Below are 16,970 nucleotides of genomic sequence, written 5' to 3' on the forward strand. Positions count from 1 at the left end.
GCCATGACCACCACCCGGCATGCGCTGATCATCGCCAATGACCGGTACGACGACCAGGGCCTCGGACAATTGCGGGCACCGGCGCAGGACGCCGTGTCCCTCGCGGAAGTCCTGGGCGATCCCGAGGTCGGCGATTTCGATGTGGAAGTGTTGAGAAACGAACGGGTGGACGCCATCCGGCGCGGCATCGAGCGCTTCTTTTCCGAGGGCGGGCGCGAGGACACACTGATGCTGCACTTCTCGTGCCACGGCCTCAAAAGCGAATCCGGATCCCTGTATTTCGCGGCCCGGGACACCGAACCCCGGCTGCTGGAGGCGACGGCGGTCTCGGCGCAGTTCGTCCGGCACTGCATGTTCCGCACCCGGGCCAGGCGGACCGTGCTGTTCCTCGACTGCTGCTACGGCGGCGCGTTCTCCCGGGGTGCGTCCTCGGTCCGTGCCGCGGGGGACGTCCATGTGCTGGAGTCGTTCGCCGGGGAGAAGCTCGGCGGCGGACGGGGCTGGGCCGTGATCACCGCCTCCAACTCCATGGAGTACGCCTTCGAGGGCTCCCAGCTCACCCGGACCGCCGCACCACGGCCCTCCGTGTTCACCCACGCGGTCGTGGAGGGGCTGACCACCGGCGACGCCGACCTCGACGCGGACGGCGAGGTGTCCCTGGACGAGCTCTACGAGTACGTCTTCGACCATGTCCGGCAGCAGAGCCCGCACCAGACGCCGGGCCGCACCGTCGACATGCAGGGCGACATGTACCTCGCGCACAGCCGGCGCCGGCGCATCGTGGCCAAGCCGGTGCCGCCCGCCCTGCGCAAGGCCATGGAGGCCGCCAACTTCTACACCCGGCTGGGTGCCGTGGCGGAGCTGCGCGCCTGGATGGAGAGCACCGATCTCGCCAAGGCGCTGGGCGCGTGCGACGCCCTGGAGGAGATCGTCCAGAACGACATCCGGGTGGTCTCGGACGAGGCGCGCAAGGCGTTGGCCGACGCCGAACTGCGGCCCGATCCGGTGCGGATGGACTTCGGCCGGGTGCCGCAGGACTCCGAGACCCCGCACCGGCCGGTCCATCTGCTCGGCCCGCCCCTGGCCCGCGCCTGCACCCCCCATCCCGCCCCCGAGGCGAGCGGCTGGCTGCGGGCCGAGGAGTCGCCCGAGGGCCTGGACATCAGCGTCGACACCTCCAGGCCGGGCCGGCTGAGCGGGGAGCTGCTGCTGAAGGGCGTCCTCACCAGCGAGGTGACCCTCCACGTGGAGGCGGAGATCGTACCGGCCCCGGCCCCGCTGCCGGCGCCCGAGCCGGAGCAGCCGCCGCCACCACCGCCTCCGCCGTCGGCGATGCGACGGCCGCGGGAGAAGACCCGGCCTGCCGAGCAGGAGGAGCGGGAGCGGGGCGACGGGCGGAGCGGGATCCACACGGCGCCCGAGGTCACCGGGGTGTCGGAGGGCGCCGGTACCGGCCAGGTCGTGCCGGAGGGCACCGCGGAGGGCGGGCACCCGGCCGTTTCGGACAGCCTCGGCACGGCCGGAATCCCCACGGCCCCGGGGACCGGCGGCGGGGCCGGGCTCCATGCCCCGCCTAAGAGCGGTGCCGCCCAGAGCCGTCCGGGTGCGGCCGCCACGCCGGTCCACGCGACCCCGCCCCTGCGCGAACCCGCGCCGGTGCCCGGGCCCGCGCGCGTGCCGGAGCTTTCGTCCGGCCCCGCGGAACCCGCCACCCGGCGCGCACCCGTGGCCGAGAAGTCCCGGCCCCCGGTACCGGCCGGCACCGGGGGCCGGGAGCGGGGGCAGCCCCCGCAGCGGGCGCCGGTGCTCGCCGGGGTCGCGCTGGTGCTGGCCGTCGCCTCGGTGGGCACCGCGGCGCGGGCCGTGTACAAGGCGAAGACGGCGGTGCAGGCGCTGCACGACGTGAAGGGCGACCTCGGACAGCACATCAGCGACTCGGGCATGCTCCCCGCGCTCGTCGTCTCGCTGGTCACGGCGGCGATGGCGCTGCTGCTGTGCACCCTCGCCCGGCGTGACCTGACGGCCCGCCCCCGCCGCTACCCGGCGTCCACGGAGAGCACCACGACATCCATGGTCTGGACGGCGCGGCTGCTGGCCGTCCCGGCGCTGGTCGTGGGCGTGATCATGGCGATCGCGTATCCGATCGGCAACAGCATCTGGTGAGCCGTGTCCTGCCACCGCCCCGTGTCACTTCAGCAGCCGTGTCACTTCAGCAGCCGTGACATCCGCCGGTCGGCGAGCGGCTTGCCGCCGGTCTGGCAGGTGGGGCAGTACTGGAGCGAGGAGTCGCTGAAGGAGACCTCGCGGATGGTGTCGCCGCACACCGGACAGGCCTCGCCGGTGCGCCCGTGGACCCGCAGCCCGCTCTTCTTCTCGGCCTTCAGCCGCCCGGCGGCCAGCCCCCGCGACCGCTCGACCGCCTCGGTGAGGGTGGTGCGCAGGGCCTCGTACAGGGTGTGGATCTCCGGCGGGGTCAGCGAGGCGGCGAGTTTGAACGGGGACATCCTCGCCGCGTGCAGGATCTCGTCGCTGTAGGCGTTGCCGACGCCCGCGAGCAGGCTCTGGTCGCGCAACGCGCCCTTGAGCTGCCGGCGTTCACCCGTGAGGAGCCCGGCGAGGCGGGACTCGTCGAAGTCGGCGGCGAGCGGGTCGGGGCCCAGCCGGGCGACCCCGGGGACCTGCCGCGGATCGTGGACGACGTACACCGCGAGCCGCTTCTGGGTGCCGGCCTCGGTGAGGTCGAAGCCCTCGCCCGTCTCCAGGGCGACCCGCAGGGCGAGGGGGCCCCTGCCGGGCTTGGGCGGGCCGTCGGGGAGGCGGTCCTTCCAGTGCAGCCAGCCGGCCCGGGCCAGGTGGGTGACGAGATGGAGGCCGGCGTCCGTCCCCAGGTCGAGGAACTTGCCGTACCGGCGCACCGCGGTGACCTCGTGCCCCTCGACGGCGGTGACGGGTGGGTCGTACGTCTTCAGGACGCTGACGGCGACCGGCAGGACGCGCACGATCTCATGCCCGACGACGTGCTCCGTCAGGAAGTCCTTCAGCGCTTCGACCTCGGGAAGTTCCGGCATGGGTCCAGGGTGCCACGCGAGGTCAGTCGCGCTCGCGCACGACGAACTCGCACCACACGCACTTGCCGCCGCCGCGCGCCTCCACGCCCCACACGTCGGCGAGCAGGTCCACCAGGAGCAGCCCGCGTCCGGAGACCCCGTTCTCTCCTGCCTCGCGGCGGCGCGGCAGGGCGCTGGAGGAGTCCTCGACCTCGACGCGCAGCCGCCGGTCGCCGCCGGTGAGGACCCGCAGGGTGACGATCGCGGCGCCCTCGGTGTGCATCAGGGCGTTGGTGATCAGTTCGTCGGCGACGAGTTCGATCTCGTCGGCGCGGTCACGGGCGCCCCAGGCGCGCACGGCGGCCCGGATCATGTGCCGGGCGGCGGTGAGCGCCTCCGGGTCGCCGGGCGCGACATGCTGCTGGAGCCGTCCGCCGGTCTGCGGGGTGTCGAGTCCGCGCCGGCGCAGCAGGAGCAGCGCCACGTCGTCGTCCCCGCCGCGCTCCTCGGCGACGTCGATCAGCTGGTCGGCGAGTTTGCGCACGTCGTCGGGGCCTGCGGCGACGAGGGCGGCGAGGCCCCGCATGCCGTCGTCGAGGTCGGTGCCGGGCTGTTCGACCAGGCCGTCGGTGCACAGCAGCAGGGTGTGGCCGGGGTCGAGCTCGATGGTGCCGACGGGGTACTCGAGGCTGCCGAACTCGGCGGACAGCCCGAGCGGCAGCCCGCCCGGGACGTGGACGCGACGGCAGCTGCCGTCGGCGGCGCGCAGCAGGGGGTCGATGTGCCCGGCGCGGACCAGTTGGACGACGCCGGTGGACAGGTCGGCCTCCGCGTACAGGCAGGTGGCGAAGCGGTCGGTGTCGAGTTCGTGCAGGAAGACGGAGGCGCGGGCCATGACGGTGGCCGGGGTGTGGCCCTCGGCGGCGTAGGCCCTGAGGACGATGCGGAGCTGGCCCATGACGGCGGCGGCGTGCGTGTCGTGGCCCTGGACGTCCCCGATGACGGCGCCGACCCGGCCGCCGGGCAGCGGGATCAGGTCGTACCAGTCGCCGCCGATGTCCCGGCCGAGGGTGCCGCCGATGGTGGCGGCGCGGTAGCGGACGGCGACGTCGGCGCCGGGCACACTGGGGATGGTGCGGGGCAGCATGGCCTGCTGGAGGCCCTGGGCGATGTCCTTCTCCTGCTCGTAGAACATCGCGCGCTGGAGGCTCTGGGCGATGCTGCTGCCGAGGGCGACGAGGATGTTGCGCTCCTCCTGGGTGAAGCCCTCGCGGTTGCTGTAGAGCAGGCCCATGGCACCGATCGGGCGGGCCTGGACGATCAGCGGCAGATAGGCCGCCGAGGTGATCCTGAGGTCGGTGATGTGCGGCCACAGCACGGGGTAGCCGGCCGCGAACTCGTCCGCCGACTCGATGAAACGGGGCGTGAGGGTGCGCACGACCTCGCTCATCGGATACGGCTCGTCGATGCGGGTGACCAGGGTGCCGGGGACGAAGCTGCCCTCGGGGCCCTCGGCGACCAGCCGGATCCGCCCGGCCTCGACGAGGCCCATGACGAGGCTGGTGGCGCCGAGGTGGGTGAGGCCCTGGGTGTCCTTCAGGACGTCGATGACGTCCTGCACCGTCCGGGCGTGCGCGAGGGCGGCCGTGGTGAGCTGGACGACGTTGGTCTGCTCGCGGCGGGCGTCGTCGAGGGCGGCGGCCTCGTCACGGACGGCGAGGTCGCTCAGCTCGTCGGTGGCGTCCCGGACGATGCCGACGATCCGGCGGGGGCGGCCGGTGTCGTCGCGGCGGATGTAGCCCTGGGTGTGGGTCCAGCGGAGGGTGCCGTCGCGCAGCCGCATCCGGAAGTAGGCGCCGTAGTTCTCGCTGCCGTCCTTGATGGCCTGGGAGACCAGCTCGTCCAGCCGGATGCCCTCGTTCGGGGGCACCCGGATCGCGAGGGAGGCGGGGTCGCCGTCGTATTCGTCGGGCCGCAGGTCGAAGATCTCGTGGGCCCGGGCGTCCATGTGGAACAGCCCCGAGTCCAGGTCCCAGTCGAAGCTGCCCATGCGGTTGAGCGCCAGGATCGGATCCGGGTGGGCGGGCCAGTCGTCCGGGAGTGACAGGGCGCTCGCTCCCCGATCAACCATGGGGCCACCTTGCCAGGATTCGGCCGATTCTTCGACCGGGGAGGGGTGGACCGGGCGGCCGGGTCAGTTCAGGGCGACGCCGTCGACCAGTTCGGTGGTGTCGGACTCGTCGAGCCCGTCCGGGACCAGCCCGCCGCCGTCGGGCAGGTCGGGGATCTCGGGGACGGTCTCGGGCCCGATGTCCTCGACGGAACCCTGGTCCGGCTGGACGACTCCGGCGTCCGGCGATGTGCCGCTCTCCTCCGCCTCCCCCGCACCGGCACGGCCGGTGACGAGGAGCACGGCCGAGAGCGCGCAGGCGGTGACGGTCGCGACGGGTACTCGCACCTCGTGCCTCCTCCATGACAGGGTCATTTCGCCACCATTGTCTGCTTCACTCACGGGGGTGACGCAAACGGAGCCGGGGGCCACGCACCGTCACGACGACCGCGACGGAAGAGAGCGCAGGAGAGCGCAGGAGAACGGAAGAGAACGAGGGACACCGAAGGAGCGCACCGCCGTGGACTGGTTCACCGCACCCGAATACTGGCTGAGCCGGCTGCTGTTCCAGCGGGCGCTGGCCGGTGTGTATCTGGTCGCGTTCCTGACGGCGGTCCTTCAGTTCCGTGCGCTGCTGGGCGAGCGCGGGATGCTGCCGGTCCCCCGTTACGTCGAGCGGGTGCCGTTCCGGGCGGCGCCCAGCCTGTTCCAGTGGCGTTACTCCGACCGGCTGTTCGCGGGCTGCGCCTGGGCGGGGTGCGCGGTGTCGGCGGCGCTGCTGGCGGGGCTCGACGGGCTGCTCCCGCTCTGGGCGGGGATGCTGCTGTGGCTGGTGCCGTGGGCGCTGTATCTGTCGATCGTGAACGTCGGCCAGACCTGGTACTCGTTCGGCTGGGAGTCGCTGCTGCTGGAGACCGGTTTCCTCGCGGTGTTCCTCGGCAACGACGAGGTGGACCCGCCGGTCGTGGTGCTCTTCCTGGTGCGCTGGCTGCTGTTCCGGGTGGAGTTCGGGGCGGGGCTGATCAAGATGCGGGGCGACGCGTGCTGGCGGAAGCTGACCTGTCTCTACCACCACCACGAGACCCAGCCGATGCCCGGTCCGCTGAGCTGGTTCTTCCATCATCTGCCCAGGCCGCTGCACCAGGTGGAGGCGGCCGCCAACCACCTCACCCAACTCGTGGTGCCGTTCCTGCTGTTCGCGCCCCAGCCGGTGGCCACGGCGGCCGCGTCGCTGATGATCCTGACCCAGCTGTGGCTGATCCTGTCGGGCAACTTCGCCTGGCTGAACTGGATCACGGTGGTGCTGGCCGTGCCCGCCCTGGACCTGCCCACCGGCCACCGGCGGTCGGCCGGCCCACCGCTCTGGTACGAGGTGGTGGTCCTCGCCGCGGCGGCGCTGATCGTCCTCCTGAGCTACCACCCGGTGGTCAACATGGTCTCCCGCCGCCAGGTGATGAACCGCTCCTTCGACCCGCTGCACCTGGTCAACACCTACGGCGCGTTCGGCAGCGTGAGCCGGATCCGCTACGAGGTGGTGGTCGAGGGCACGCGGGACGACGTCCCCCGCGAGGACTCGGACTGGCGGGAGTACGAGTTCAAGGGCAAGCCGGGTGATCCCCGGCGCTGGCCGCGCCAGTTCGCCCCCTGCCATCTGCGGCTGGACTGGCTGATGTGGTTCGCGGCGCTCTCCCCGGCGTACGCCGGACCATGGTTCGGCGCGCTGGTGGAACGGCTGCTGGAGGAGGACCGCGACACGCTGAGACTGCTGCGCCGCTCGCCCTTCCCGCCCGGTGAGCCGCCGCGGTACGTCCGCGCCCGTCTCTTCCGCTACCGGTACACCACCTGGCGGGAGCTGCGGGAGACGGGCGCGTGCTGGGACCGCACCTACGTACGGGAGTACCTGCCGCCGACCCGGCTGACGGCGACGGTTCAGGCGCCGTGACCGGAGGGGGGATCCGACGGCCGGCCGCGGTTCTCCTTCCCCGGCGCGTACGCCCCGGCGAAGCCGTCGTGGTCGTTCAGCCGGGCAGCCGCTGGTCGAGGCCGTAGACGCGCAGGGCGGTGCTCTCGAGGAGCTGCCCGCGTTCGGAGGGGCTCACCAGCTCGGCCGTGACGGCGACGACGTCCTCGTACGGGGCCGCGAGCGTGCACACCGGCCAGTCCGAGCCGAACATCAGCCGGTCCGGGCCGAAGGCGTCGAGGACGGTGTCGGCGTACGGGCGCAGGTCGTCCGCCGTCCGGTGGGCGGGGTCGGCCTCGGTGAGCAGGCCGGAGAGCTTGCAGACGGTGTTGGGGAGGGCGGCGAGGGCGCGGATGCCGGAGGCCCAGGGTTCCAGGGCGCCGGAGGCGACGGGGGGTTTGCCCAGGTGGTCGAGGACGAAGGTGAGCTGCGGCAGGGCGGCGGCGGCCTTGGCGCAGGCGGGCAGCTGGTGCGGGAGGACCACCAGGTCGTAGACCAGGCCCGCCGCCGCCACGGCGGCCAGGCCCCGCTGCACGTCCGGGCGCAGCAGCCAGCCGGGGTCGGGTTCGCCCTGGACCTGGTGGCGGACGCCCTTGAGGTAGCGGCCGCCGGGGAGTCCGCGCAGCCGGGCGAGTTCGTCGGCGGTGTCCGGGCGGGTGAGGTCGGTCCAGCCGACGACGCCCGCGATCAGCGGGTGCGTGGCGGCGAGCGCGAGGAACTCGGGGGTCTCCTCGGCCACGGTGACCGTCTGGACGAGGACCGTGCGGTCGACTCCGGCGGCGCGGGCCCCGGGTTCCAGGTCCGCGAGGGTGAAGTCGCGGCGGAGCGGGCTGCCCGCCTCGATCCAGTCCTGGTCCCGTACGGACAGGTCCCACACATGGTGGTGGGCGTCCACGGTCACGGCAGCTCCCCTACGACGGGCAGGGCGGTGTCGGCGCCCTGGCGGGTGTGCGGGGCGACCCTCATGCCCCCTCCTCCGGCGGCAGCAGTCCGCTGTCCCGCAGCTCCTGCCAGAAGGCGGCGGGGACCGGGGTGGCGAACTGCTCCGCGCAGTCGTCGGCCTCCGCCGCCGAGCGGGCGCCGACCAGGACGCTCGCGACCGCCGGGTGGGCGGCGCAGAAGGCCAGGGCGGCGGCGCGCAGTGTGATGCCGTGCCGCTCCGCCACCGCCTTCATGCGCCGCGCCTTGTCGAGCAACTCGGGCGGGGCGGGCGCGTAGTTGTACGTGGCGGAGGGGCCGGGGTCGGCGAGCAGCCCGGAGTTGAAGGCGCCGCCGATGACGACGGACACGCCCCTCTCGACGGCCGCCGGCAGCAGCTCGGCGGCGGCGCGCTGGTCGAGCAGGGTGTGGCGGCCCGCGCAGAGCACCACGTCGACGTCCGTCTCGCGGACGAACCGGGTGAGCATCTCGGCCTGGTTCATGCCCGCGCCGATGGCCCCGACCAGGCCCTCGGAGCGGAGCTTCTCCAGGGCGGGGTAGCCCTCGCGGAAGGCCTGTTCGGCGTGGTCGTCGGGGTCGTGCAGATAGACGACGTCGACGCGGTCGAGGCCGAGGCGTTCGAGGGAGGCGTCCAGGGAGCGCCGTACACCGTCGGCGCTGAAGTCCCAGACGCGGCGGTGGGTGGCGGGCACCGCGAAGCCGTTGGCCAGGTCGTCGCCGCCGTCCGCAGAGGGCTCCAGGAGGCGGCCCACCTTGGTGGACACCGTGTACGCGGTGCGCGGGTGGGCGCGCAGGGCGGCGCCGAGGCGGCGCTCGGAGAGGCCCAGTCCGTAGTGCGGTGCGGTGTCGAAGTAGCGCACGCCGTGGCGCCAGGCGGCGGCGACGGTGGCGTGGGCCTGTTCCTCGGACACCTCGGTGTAGAGGTTGGCGAGGGGGGCGGTGCCGAGGGCCAGGCCGGTGACCTGGACGGGGCTGCGGCCGAGGGCGGTCACCGGGTCGCCGCCGGGCGCAGGCGCAGCCCCTGCATGCCGCCGTCCACGGCGAGGGCGGTGCCGGTGGTGGCGCCGGAGAGGGGGCTCGCCAGATAGGCGACGGCGCCGGCGACCTCGGCGGCGCTGACGAGGCGGCCGCTGGGCTGGCGGGCCTCCAGGGCGGCGCGTTCGGCGGCCGGGTCGGCGGCCGCGTCCAGCAGCCGGCCGATCCACGGGGTGTCGGCGGTGCCGGGGTTGACGCAGTTGACCCGGACGCCCTCGCGGACGTGGTCGGCGGCCATGGCGAGGGTGAGCGAGAGGACGGCCCCCTTGGTCGCGCTGTAGAGCGCCCGTTGGGGCAGGCCCGCGGTGGCGGCGATGGAGCAGGTGTTGACGATCGCGGCGTGTTCCGACTGCCGGAGGTGGGGCAGGGCGGCGCGGGCCACCCGGACCATGCCGACCACGTTGACGTCGAGGACGCGGTGCCATTCGGCGTCGTCGTTGTCCTCGACGGTGCCCTGGGCGCCGATGCCCGCGTTGTTGACCAGGACGTCCAGCCCGCCGAGGTCGGCGACGGCCGCCGCGACCGCCGCGCGGACGGAGGTGTCGTCGGTGACGTCGGCGCGGTACCCGAGGAGGGGCTTGTCGACGCCGGAGGGGTCCAGGTCGAGGACGGCGACCCGGGCGCCGCGCTCGGCCAGCAGTGCGGCGGTGGCCCGGCCGATGCCGGACGCGCCCCCGGTCACCAGGGCACTCAGCCCCGCGAAGTCGCTCACGCCTCGTTCTCCTTCCGTGCAGCGAGATCGGCGGCCCAGAAGGTGCCGCCCGGGTAGGTGTAGCGCTCGATCGACTCGGGGCGCATGGCCGCCGAGAACCCCGGCGCGGTGGGCGCCGCGTAGTGCCCCGCCCGCATCACCACCGGGTCGAGGAAGTGGTCGTGCAGATGGTCGACGTATTCGATGACGCGGTCCTCGGTGGTGCCGGTGAGGGCGACGTGGTCGAACATCGACAGGTGCTGGACGAGTTCGCACAGGCCGACGCCGCCCGCGTGCGGGCAGACCGGGACGCCGAACTTGGCGGCGAGCAGCAGGATCGCGAGGTTCTCGTTGACGCCGCCGACGCGGGCGGCGTCGAGCTGGAGGACGTCGAGGGCGCCGGCCTGGAGGAGCTGCTTGAAGACGACGCGGTTGTGGACGTGTTCGCCGGTGGCCACCTTGACCGGGGCGACGGCCCGGCGGACGGCGGCGTGGCCCAGGATGTCGTCGGGGCTGGTGGGTTCCTCGATCCAGTAGGGGTCGAACTCGGCGAGGGCGCGGGTCCAGCGGATCGCCTCGTCGACGTCCCAGCGCTGGTTGGCGTCGATCGCGAGCCGGATCCCGGGGCCGACGGCGGCACGGGCGGCACGGCAGCGCCGTACGTCGTCGGCGAGGTCCGCGCCGACCTTCAGCTTGATCTGCCGGAAGCCGTCGGCGACGGCCCGGACGGCGAGCCGGGTCAGCTTCTCGTCGTCGTAGCCGAGCCAGCCGGCGGAGGTGGTGTAGGCGGGGTAGCCGCGCTCCAGCAGGTGCGCGGTGCGCTCGGCGGCGCCCTCCCTGCCGTGCACCAGCAGGGCCAGGGCCTCGTCGGGGGTGAGGGCGTCGGTGAGGTAACGGAAGTCGATCTGGCTCACGAGCCAGGCGGGGTCGGCCTCGGCGAGCAGCCGCCACAGCGGTTTGTCCGCGCGCTTGGCGGCGAGGTCCCAGGCGGCGTTGACGACCGCGCCGATCGCCATGTGCATCACGCCCTTCTCGGGGCCGAGCCAGCGCAGCTGGCTGTCACCGATCAGGTCGCGGCTCAGGGTGCCGGGGTCGGCGCAGAGCGCGTCGACGGACCGGCCGACCACATGGGCGCGCAGGGCCTCGATGGCGGCGACCTGCACGTCGTTCCCCCGGCCGATGGTGAAGGTGAAGCCGTGCCCCTCGTGGCCGTCGGCGGCGTCGGTGCGCAGCACGACATAGGCGGCCGAGTAGTCGGGGTCCGGGTTCATCGCGTCGGAGCCGTCGAGGTCGCGCGAGGTGGGGAAGCGGATGTCGTGGGTCTCGACCGCGGTGACACGGGCGGTGGTCGGCGGCGCCATCGGCCGGCTCCTCATCTGGCGTGCTTCGTGCGACAGCAGCTGACGTGCTTGGTGCGACAGCCGCAATATTTATCAGACCACTTCGGCCCCGCAACAGCCCCCGACCGGGGCCAAGGGGCGGTATTGACCCAAGTGGTCCGACCACATCCATGGTTAGACTGCGCGGCACCGGCGAGGAGGAGAGTGCACGTGGACGAGCCGCGGCAGGGCGGGGGCGCCGCCCCCAAGGGCACGGTGACGCAGCGCGCCATCGAGCGGATCAAGGCGATGATCGGCGAGGGGCTGCTGGAGCCGGGCCAGCGACTGCCGACCGAGCGTGATCTCGCGGCCCAGCTGGGGATCTCCCGCAGTTCGATGCGGGAGGCGATCCGGGCGCTGACGGTCCTCGGCGTGCTGGAGGCGCGGCACGGCTCCGGGATCTACGTCACCCAGCTCCAGGCCGGTGATCTGCTGGAGACGTTCGGGGTGGTCGCCGATCTCTCGCGCGGGCCGCGGCTGGTGGAGCTGCTGGAGGTGCGGCGGATCCTGGAGTCGACGGCGACCGCGCTGGCCGCCGCTCGGATCACCCCCGCCCAACTGGCCGTGGTGGAGGGCCACTTGGCGGCGATGAACGCGACGGAGGACCCGGAGGAGATCCTCGCCCACGACCTCGCCTTCCACCGGGCGATCGCCGAGGCCGCGGGCAACGAGACGATGGCGGCGATCCTGGAGGGCCTGTCCTCGCGCACGTTCAGGGCCCGGGTGTGGCGCGGCTACCGCGAGGAGGGGGCGTTCGACCGCACCCGGCGCGAGCACGCCGCGATCCACCGCGCCCTCGCCGCGCACGATCCGGAGGCGGCCCGCGCGGCGGCGGCCGCGCATGTCGGCGAGGTGGAGGAGTGGCTCCGGGCGCAGGTGGGTTCCTGACCGATTCCCCGGCGGCCTCTCGACTCGGGCCGCCGGGCCGGGCATGGTTTCTCCCTACGTACTCACCAGTAGCACCAAGGAGTCGCCGTGACCACCTGGGTCGGCAGGACCGCCGTCGAGATCGCCGCCGCCGTGCGGGAGAAGCGGGTCACCCCGCGTGAGGTGGTGGCGGAGCACCTCGCCCGGATCGCACGCCTGGACGGCCGGATCGGGGCGTTCCGGGTGGTGCGGGCCGAGGCCGCGCTCACCGAGGCGGACGAGGTGGCGGCCCGCTCCGATCTGGCCGAACTGCCGCTGGCCGGGGTGCCGGTGGCGGTCAAGGACAATCTGGCGGTGCGGGGCGAGTCGACCCGGGTCGGCTCGGCCGCGACCCCGGACACGCCGGCCGGTGCCGACCATGTGACCGTGGCCCGGCTGCGGGAGGCCGGTGCGGTGGTCGTGGGGCTGACGAACGTGCCGGAGCTGTGTGTCTTCGGCACCACCGAGGGCGTGCACGGCACGGCCCGCAACCCCTGGGACACCTCGCGCACGGCGGGCGGCTCGTCCGGCGGCAGCGCGGCGGCGGTGGCCGCGGGGATGGTGCCGATCGCGCTCGGCAACGACGGCATGGGCTCCCTGCGCATACCCGCCGCCAACTGCGGTCTGGTGACCATCAAGCCGGGGCACGGGGTGGTGCCCGCGGGCATAGGCGACGGCGACTGGTTCGGGATGTCGGAGAACGGCCCGCTGGCCACGACGGTCGAGGACGCCCGGCTGATGCTGTCGGTCCTGGCGGACGACACGGGGGCCGTACGGCAGGACGACGAGCCCGGCGCGCTGCGGATCGCGGTGTCGGTGCGCAGTCCGCTGGCGGGGGTCACGGTGAGCGCCCCGTACGCGGCCGCGGCGCGGGACGCGGCCGGGGTGCTGATGAAGGCGGGCCATCAGGTACGGCGGGCCGACCCGAGCTTCCCGCTGTCGCTGGGCGTGACCTCGCTGGCCCACTGGACGGCGGGCACGGCCGTGGACGCGGCGCCCCTGGACGCCCGGCTGCTGACCCGGCGCACCCGGGTGCACGCGGCGCTCGGCCGGCGCTTTCTGAACGGGGTGCGGGGCGGCTCGGCGCGGGAGGAGCTGCGCCGGCGCCTGGAGCCGTTCTTCGAGGAGTACGACGTCCTGCTCACGCCGGCGCTGGCGCGGCGTTCGCCGAGGTCACAGCCGTGGCACGAGCGGGGCTGGCTGCGCAATGTGCTGGCCAACACGAACTACTCGCCGCTCACGCCGCCGTGGAACCTGACCGGGTGGCCCGCGATGGCGGTGCCGTTCGGCACGCTGCCCTCGGGGGCGCCGGCCGCCGTGCAGCTGGTGGGGCGGCCCGGGTCCGAGGCGGAGCTGCTGCGGGTCGCGGAGCAGCTGGAGGGGCTGCGCCCATGGACGCGGACGGCGCCGCTCGACTGAGCGCGAGCGGCCGGGGCCGCATGGGCGTGGCCCGCGGAGTGCCACGTCCATGCGGTCGGCGGATCGCGAGGGTGGGCCGGGCGGCTCAGTCCACGCTGGGCAGGATGTGGTCCTCGGCGAGGTCGTCCTCGTAGCCGGCCAGGCGGATCGGGGCGGAGCGCGCCCACACGTCGAGGCTGCCGATCTCGCCGGGCCTGCGGCCGGCGCGCTCCGTGCGTTCCTTGGGGCGTTGTTCGCGATTCGTCTTCTCCGGTGTCACCGCGCACTCCTTATGTGTCGGGTCACCCTCGGGGCGTGCCGGCCAGTCTGCGGTCCGGCGCTTAACGCTCCCTCGGGTCGGGCTGGAGTCGATGGCGACGCGGTGGTGCCGGTGACTCCCAGGAGAGCTGGCCGTTGTGAACCGGCGCGTCCCAGACGGACGGTGGGTGTGGGTGGCACTCCGTCCTGCTGTCCGTCGATACAGACTAACCAAATGAGCGGGGTGCCGCTCGATAGCGCCGAAAATTTGAGGTAACCATGGCGTGTCACCTACGGCACCGTGTAGGTGAATTGAACCCTTTTCGGTGGTTTCGCACCTGTCGAGTTCACCCGTCCGGCGTAGGCGGCCCCGTCCGGGCGACGGTCGGCCGCGTCGTTCAAGTGCCGTTCGCCCCGTCGCAAGCACGCCATGATCTGCTGAGGTACCGAACGGCTGTCTCGCGGGAGGACTGACGCATGGAGCTGCGCAGCGTCGAGGAGCTGATGGACCTGCTGTACGCGTGCCGGGGCGTGCCCGAGTCCCCGGGCGGGCCGGCCCACGGGGTCGACCTGCACGACCACGCGCTCCAGACGGCGGCGCTGCTGCGCCGAAGTCGGCCCGCGGACAAGGAACTCCAGCTGACCGGCCTGGTCCACCCCATCGGCCGCCTCCTGCGCCCCGCGGACCCCACCGGCCGCGCCGAGCGCACCGCCAAGGCCGTACGCCCCCTGCTCGGCCCCCGCGTCGCCCATCTGCTCCGGCTGCACCCCTGGCGCGGCACCGACGACGACCTGGCCCGTCTCCACCAGGCCGACGAGGACGGCCGCTCCCCCGGCGTCGACGCGGGGGTCCTGGAGGACTGGCGCACGGTGCTGGAGCTGATCGCGGCCCGCAACTCCCGTCTCGGGGCTGTCGATTGAGCGCCCGCCGTGAGACCGTACCCCGATGACCTCGTCGTACGGCTTGCACGGCAGGGCCGCCGTCGTCACGGGCGCCACCCGGGGCATCGGCCGGGCGGTGGCACGGACCCTGGCGGAGGCGGGGGCGCAGGTCTGCGTGAGCGCCCGGAACCCCGACGAGGTCCGGCGGACCGCCCGTGAGCTGGGCGGGGTGGGCCTGCCCGGGAGCATCGCGGACCCCGGGCACCCCGAGGCGCTCACCGACCTGTGCCTGAGCACGTTCGGCCGCCTGGACGTCCTGGTCAACAACGCGGCGACGAACCAGCCGTACGGCCCCCTCATGGACGCGGACCCGGCCCTGTGGCGCGAGGCCTTCACCGTCAACGTCGAGGCTCCGCTACGACTCGTGCAGTGCGCCTGGCACGGCTGGATGCGCGAACACGGCGGAACCGTGATCAACATCTGCACGGAGGGCGCGGGCCACGTGGGCCCCGGCGTCGGCGCCTACGGCACCAGCAAGGCGGCCCTCCTCCACCTCACCCAACAGCTCGCGGGCGAACTCGGGCCGGCGGTCCGGGTCAACTCGGTCTCCCCCGGCCTGGTACGGACGGAGATGGCACGGTTCGTGTGGGAGCCGGGGGAGGACGAGATCGCGGCGGGCCTGCCGCTGGAGCGCATCGGCGAGCCGGAGGACGTGGCCGGAGCGGTCCTCTGGCTGGCCTCGGACGCCGCAGCGTGGATCACCGGAGCAGACGTGCTGGTGGACGGCGGTACGCGTGTGAGAAGGGCACGCACAGCACCCCCCACGACCCGCACCACTCACCACTTGCCCGGCGCGTAATCCTTCAGGAAGACCCCGTACACGTCCTCACCGGCCTCACCCCGCACCACCGGGTCGTACACCCGGGCCGCCCCGTCGACCAGGTCCAGCGGCGCGTGGAACCCCTCCTCGGCGAGCCGCAGCTTGTCGAAGTGGGGCCGCTCGTCGGTGATCCACCCGGTGTCGACGGAGGTCATCAGGATCCCGTCGGTCTGGAACATCTCCTGCGCGCTGGTCCGCGTGACCATGTTCATCGCGGCCTTGGCGGCGTTGGTGTTCGGATGCCCCGCGCCCTTGTAGCCACGGCCGAAGACGCCCTCCATCGCCGAGACGTTCACGACGTACGACCGCCCGCTCCCCGCCCGCCGGGCCGCCTCGGCCATCGCCGGCCGCAGCTTGCTGATCAGGATGAACGGCGAGGTGTAGTTGCACAGCTGGGTCTCCAGCAGCTCCACCGGGGAGATCTGCTCGATGGTCTGCACCCAGGTGTTGCTCTCGACGACGTCCGGGACCAGCCCGCCCGCGTCGATGGCGGTGCCGTCGAGGTGCCGGGCGACGCTGGCGTTGCCCGCGACCAGGGCGAGGTCGGCGACCTTCTGCGCGTCCAGGCCGCTGGTGCCGACGGGCAGCGCGGCCAGTCCGTCGACCGCGCCGGAGTTGAAGGCCCCGATGACATGGTGGGCGGGCAGCTCACCGGCGGGCAGCGGGGCGCTCTCGCCGTCGACCAGCGCGGCGTAGGCGGTCGGCAGGCGCCGTACGGTCTGCGTGGCGTTGTTGATCAGGACGTCCAGCGGACCCGCGGCGCCGACCTGGTCGGCGAGGGCCACGGCCTGCGCCGGGTCGCGCAGGTCGATGCCGACGACCTCCAGCCGGTGGATCCAGTCGGCGGAGTCGTCCATGGCCGTGAAGCGGCGGATGGCGTCCTTGGGGAAGCGCGTGGTGATCGTGGTGTGCGCGCCGTCGCGCAGCAGCCGGAGCGCGATGTACATGCCGATCTTGGCGCGGCCGCCGGTGAGCAGGGCCCGCTTGCCGGTGAGGTCGGCGCGGGCGTCGCGCTTGGCACGGTTCAGCCCGGCGCAGTCGGGACAGAGCTGGTGGTAGAAGTAGTCGACCTCGACGTACCGGGTCTTGCAGGTGTAGCAGGAGCGCGGGCGCTGGAGTATCCCGGCGATCCGGCCCTCCTCGGTGACGGACGACGGCAGGATGCCCTCGGTCTCGTCGTCGATGCGCTGCGCGGAGCCGGTCGCGGTGGCCTCGGTGACCGCCTTGTCGTGGGCGGTCTTGGAGGCCCGGCGCTCCTGGCGGCGGCGCTGCTTCACCGTGCGGTAGATGCCGGCGGTGGCCCGGCGCACGGCGATCGCGTCCGGGTGGTCGACCTCCAGCTTGTCGAGTTCCTCGAGCACGCCGAGGCAGACGGCCAGCCGCTCGGGGTCGATGCCGGGGCCGTACACCATCTCCTCGGTGGCGGCCGATCCGTCCTCTGTCACCGTCATCGCGCTGCTGTTCCCTGCTGAGAAGTGCGGCGCT

Annotated in this window: 15 protein-coding genes; 6 read left to right on the forward strand and 9 right to left on the reverse strand. The window is 73.4% G+C overall.

Going from position 1 to position 16,970, the window contains the following annotated elements:
• Positions 1-3: 3 nt before the first annotated feature.
• Positions 4-2,163, forward strand: coding sequence for a caspase family protein (locus AQJ64_RS10130; RefSeq protein WP_055637544.1), 2,160 nt, complete (start codon positions 4-6; stop codon positions 2,161-2,163).
• Between the two features lie 41 nt (positions 2,164-2,204).
• Here AQJ64_RS10130 and AQJ64_RS10135 read toward each other — a convergent pair whose 3' ends face one another.
• The 3 genes from AQJ64_RS10135 to AQJ64_RS10145 form a co-directional block, all read right to left on the reverse strand.
• Entirely contained in the window at positions 2,205-3,068 is an 864-nt protein-coding gene (locus AQJ64_RS10135; RefSeq protein WP_055637545.1) for an Fpg/Nei family DNA glycosylase, read from the reverse strand.
• A gap of 22 nt (positions 3,069-3,090) precedes the next feature.
• Positions 3,091-5,178: a SpoIIE family protein phosphatase gene (locus AQJ64_RS10140; RefSeq protein ID WP_055637546.1), complete on the reverse strand. Its 2,088-nt coding sequence runs from the start codon at positions 5,176-5,178 to the stop codon at positions 3,091-3,093.
• A gap of 63 nt (positions 5,179-5,241) precedes the next feature.
• Positions 5,242-5,505, reverse strand: a complete 264-nt coding sequence (locus AQJ64_RS10145) for a hypothetical protein (RefSeq protein ID WP_055637547.1) — start codon at positions 5,503-5,505, stop codon at positions 5,242-5,244.
• Between the two features lie 172 nt (positions 5,506-5,677).
• Between AQJ64_RS10145 and AQJ64_RS10150 the strand changes: the two genes are divergently transcribed.
• A complete protein-coding gene (locus AQJ64_RS10150; protein WP_055637548.1) occupies positions 5,678-7,099 on the forward strand; it encodes a lipase maturation factor family protein in 1,422 nt (473 codons plus the stop codon).
• 76 nt (positions 7,100-7,175) lie between these two features.
• Here AQJ64_RS10150 and AQJ64_RS10155 read toward each other — a convergent pair whose 3' ends face one another.
• From AQJ64_RS10155 to AQJ64_RS10170, 4 genes are all read right to left on the reverse strand, one after another.
• Positions 7,176-8,018, reverse strand: coding sequence for an amidohydrolase family protein (locus AQJ64_RS10155; protein WP_055637549.1), 843 nt, complete (start codon positions 8,016-8,018; stop codon positions 7,176-7,178).
• Positions 8,019-8,079: 61 nt separating this feature from the next.
• The gene (locus tag AQJ64_RS10160; protein ID WP_055637550.1) at positions 8,080-9,048 is read right to left on the reverse strand and encodes an aldo/keto reductase; all 969 of its coding nucleotides are present in this window, start codon (positions 9,046-9,048) and stop codon (positions 8,080-8,082) included.
• The gene (locus AQJ64_RS10165; protein WP_055637551.1) at positions 9,045-9,803 is read right to left on the reverse strand and encodes an SDR family NAD(P)-dependent oxidoreductase; all 759 of its coding nucleotides are present in this window, start codon (positions 9,801-9,803) and stop codon (positions 9,045-9,047) included. Before AQJ64_RS10165 ends, AQJ64_RS10160 begins: the two co-directional genes overlap by 4 nt.
• Positions 9,800-11,143 (reverse strand): enolase C-terminal domain-like protein, encoded by a 1,344-nt coding sequence (locus AQJ64_RS10170; RefSeq protein ID WP_055637552.1) that lies wholly within the window; start codon positions 11,141-11,143, stop codon positions 9,800-9,802. The genes AQJ64_RS10165 and AQJ64_RS10170 overlap by 4 nt, the downstream gene beginning before the upstream one ends.
• 267 nt (positions 11,144-11,410) lie before the next feature.
• Here AQJ64_RS10170 and AQJ64_RS10175 point away from each other — a divergent pair, with 267 nt between their 5' ends.
• Both AQJ64_RS10175 and AQJ64_RS10180 read left to right on the forward strand, forming a co-directional pair.
• Positions 11,411-12,049 (forward strand): FadR/GntR family transcriptional regulator, encoded by a 639-nt coding sequence (locus AQJ64_RS10175; RefSeq protein WP_240512891.1) that lies wholly within the window; start codon positions 11,411-11,413, stop codon positions 12,047-12,049.
• Between the two features lie 87 nt (positions 12,050-12,136).
• Positions 12,137-13,486, forward strand: coding sequence for an amidase (locus AQJ64_RS10180; RefSeq protein WP_055637554.1), 1,350 nt, complete (start codon positions 12,137-12,139; stop codon positions 13,484-13,486).
• An 85-nt stretch (positions 13,487-13,571) separates the two neighbouring features.
• On the opposite strand, the gene AQJ64_RS47865 is transcribed toward AQJ64_RS10180, so the two are convergent.
• Positions 13,572-13,745 (reverse strand): hypothetical protein, encoded by a 174-nt coding sequence (locus AQJ64_RS47865; protein ID WP_107103433.1) that lies wholly within the window; start codon positions 13,743-13,745, stop codon positions 13,572-13,574.
• A 455-nt stretch (positions 13,746-14,200) separates the two neighbouring features.
• On the opposite strand from AQJ64_RS47865, the gene AQJ64_RS10185 reads away from it, so the two are divergent.
• Together AQJ64_RS10185 and AQJ64_RS10190 are read left to right on the forward strand one after the other, a co-directional pair.
• Positions 14,201-14,644: an inositol oxygenase family protein gene (locus tag AQJ64_RS10185; protein WP_055637555.1), complete on the forward strand. Its 444-nt coding sequence runs from the start codon at positions 14,201-14,203 to the stop codon at positions 14,642-14,644.
• Positions 14,645-14,669: 25 nt separating this feature from the next.
• On the forward strand, positions 14,670-15,464 hold the full coding sequence (locus AQJ64_RS10190) for an SDR family oxidoreductase (protein ID WP_055637556.1): 795 nt from the start codon (positions 14,670-14,672) through the stop codon (positions 15,462-15,464).
• Here the strand turns inward: AQJ64_RS10190 and AQJ64_RS10195 are convergent.
• Complete coding sequence (locus AQJ64_RS10195; protein WP_055637557.1) at positions 15,443-16,936, reverse strand: SDR family NAD(P)-dependent oxidoreductase; 1,494 nt, start codon at positions 16,934-16,936, stop codon at positions 15,443-15,445. The genes AQJ64_RS10190 and AQJ64_RS10195 overlap by 22 nt on opposite strands.
• Positions 16,937-16,970 lie beyond the last annotated feature (34 nt).

It is taken from the genome of Streptomyces griseoruber (genome assembly GCF_001514205.1).
Classification (GTDB): Bacteria; Actinomycetota; Actinomycetes; order Streptomycetales; family Streptomycetaceae; genus Streptomyces; species Streptomyces griseoruber.

Excerpts from the sequence above, each read along its gene's own strand:
- AQJ64_RS10130 (WP_055637544.1), top strand. The coding sequence starts at position 4 with ATGACCACCACCCGGCATGCGCTGATCATCGCCAATGACCGGTACGAC.
- AQJ64_RS10135 (WP_055637545.1), bottom strand. The coding sequence starts at position 3,068 with ATGCCGGAACTTCCCGAGGTCGAAGCGCTGAAGGACTTCCTGACGGAG.
- AQJ64_RS10140 (WP_055637546.1), bottom strand. The coding sequence starts at position 5,178 with ATGGTTGATCGGGGAGCGAGCGCCCTGTCACTCCCGGACGACTGGCCC.
- AQJ64_RS10170 (WP_055637552.1), bottom strand. The coding sequence starts at position 11,143 with ATGGCGCCGCCGACCACCGCCCGTGTCACCGCGGTCGAGACCCACGAC.
- AQJ64_RS10175 (WP_240512891.1), top strand. The coding sequence starts at position 11,411 with ATGATCGGCGAGGGGCTGCTGGAGCCGGGCCAGCGACTGCCGACCGAG.
- AQJ64_RS10185 (WP_055637555.1), top strand. The coding sequence starts at position 14,201 with ATGGAGCTGCGCAGCGTCGAGGAGCTGATGGACCTGCTGTACGCGTGC.
- AQJ64_RS10190 (WP_055637556.1), top strand. The coding sequence starts at position 14,670 with ATGACCTCGTCGTACGGCTTGCACGGCAGGGCCGCCGTCGTCACGGGC.
- AQJ64_RS10195 (WP_055637557.1), bottom strand. The coding sequence starts at position 16,936 with ATGACGGTGACAGAGGACGGATCGGCCGCCACCGAGGAGATGGTGTAC.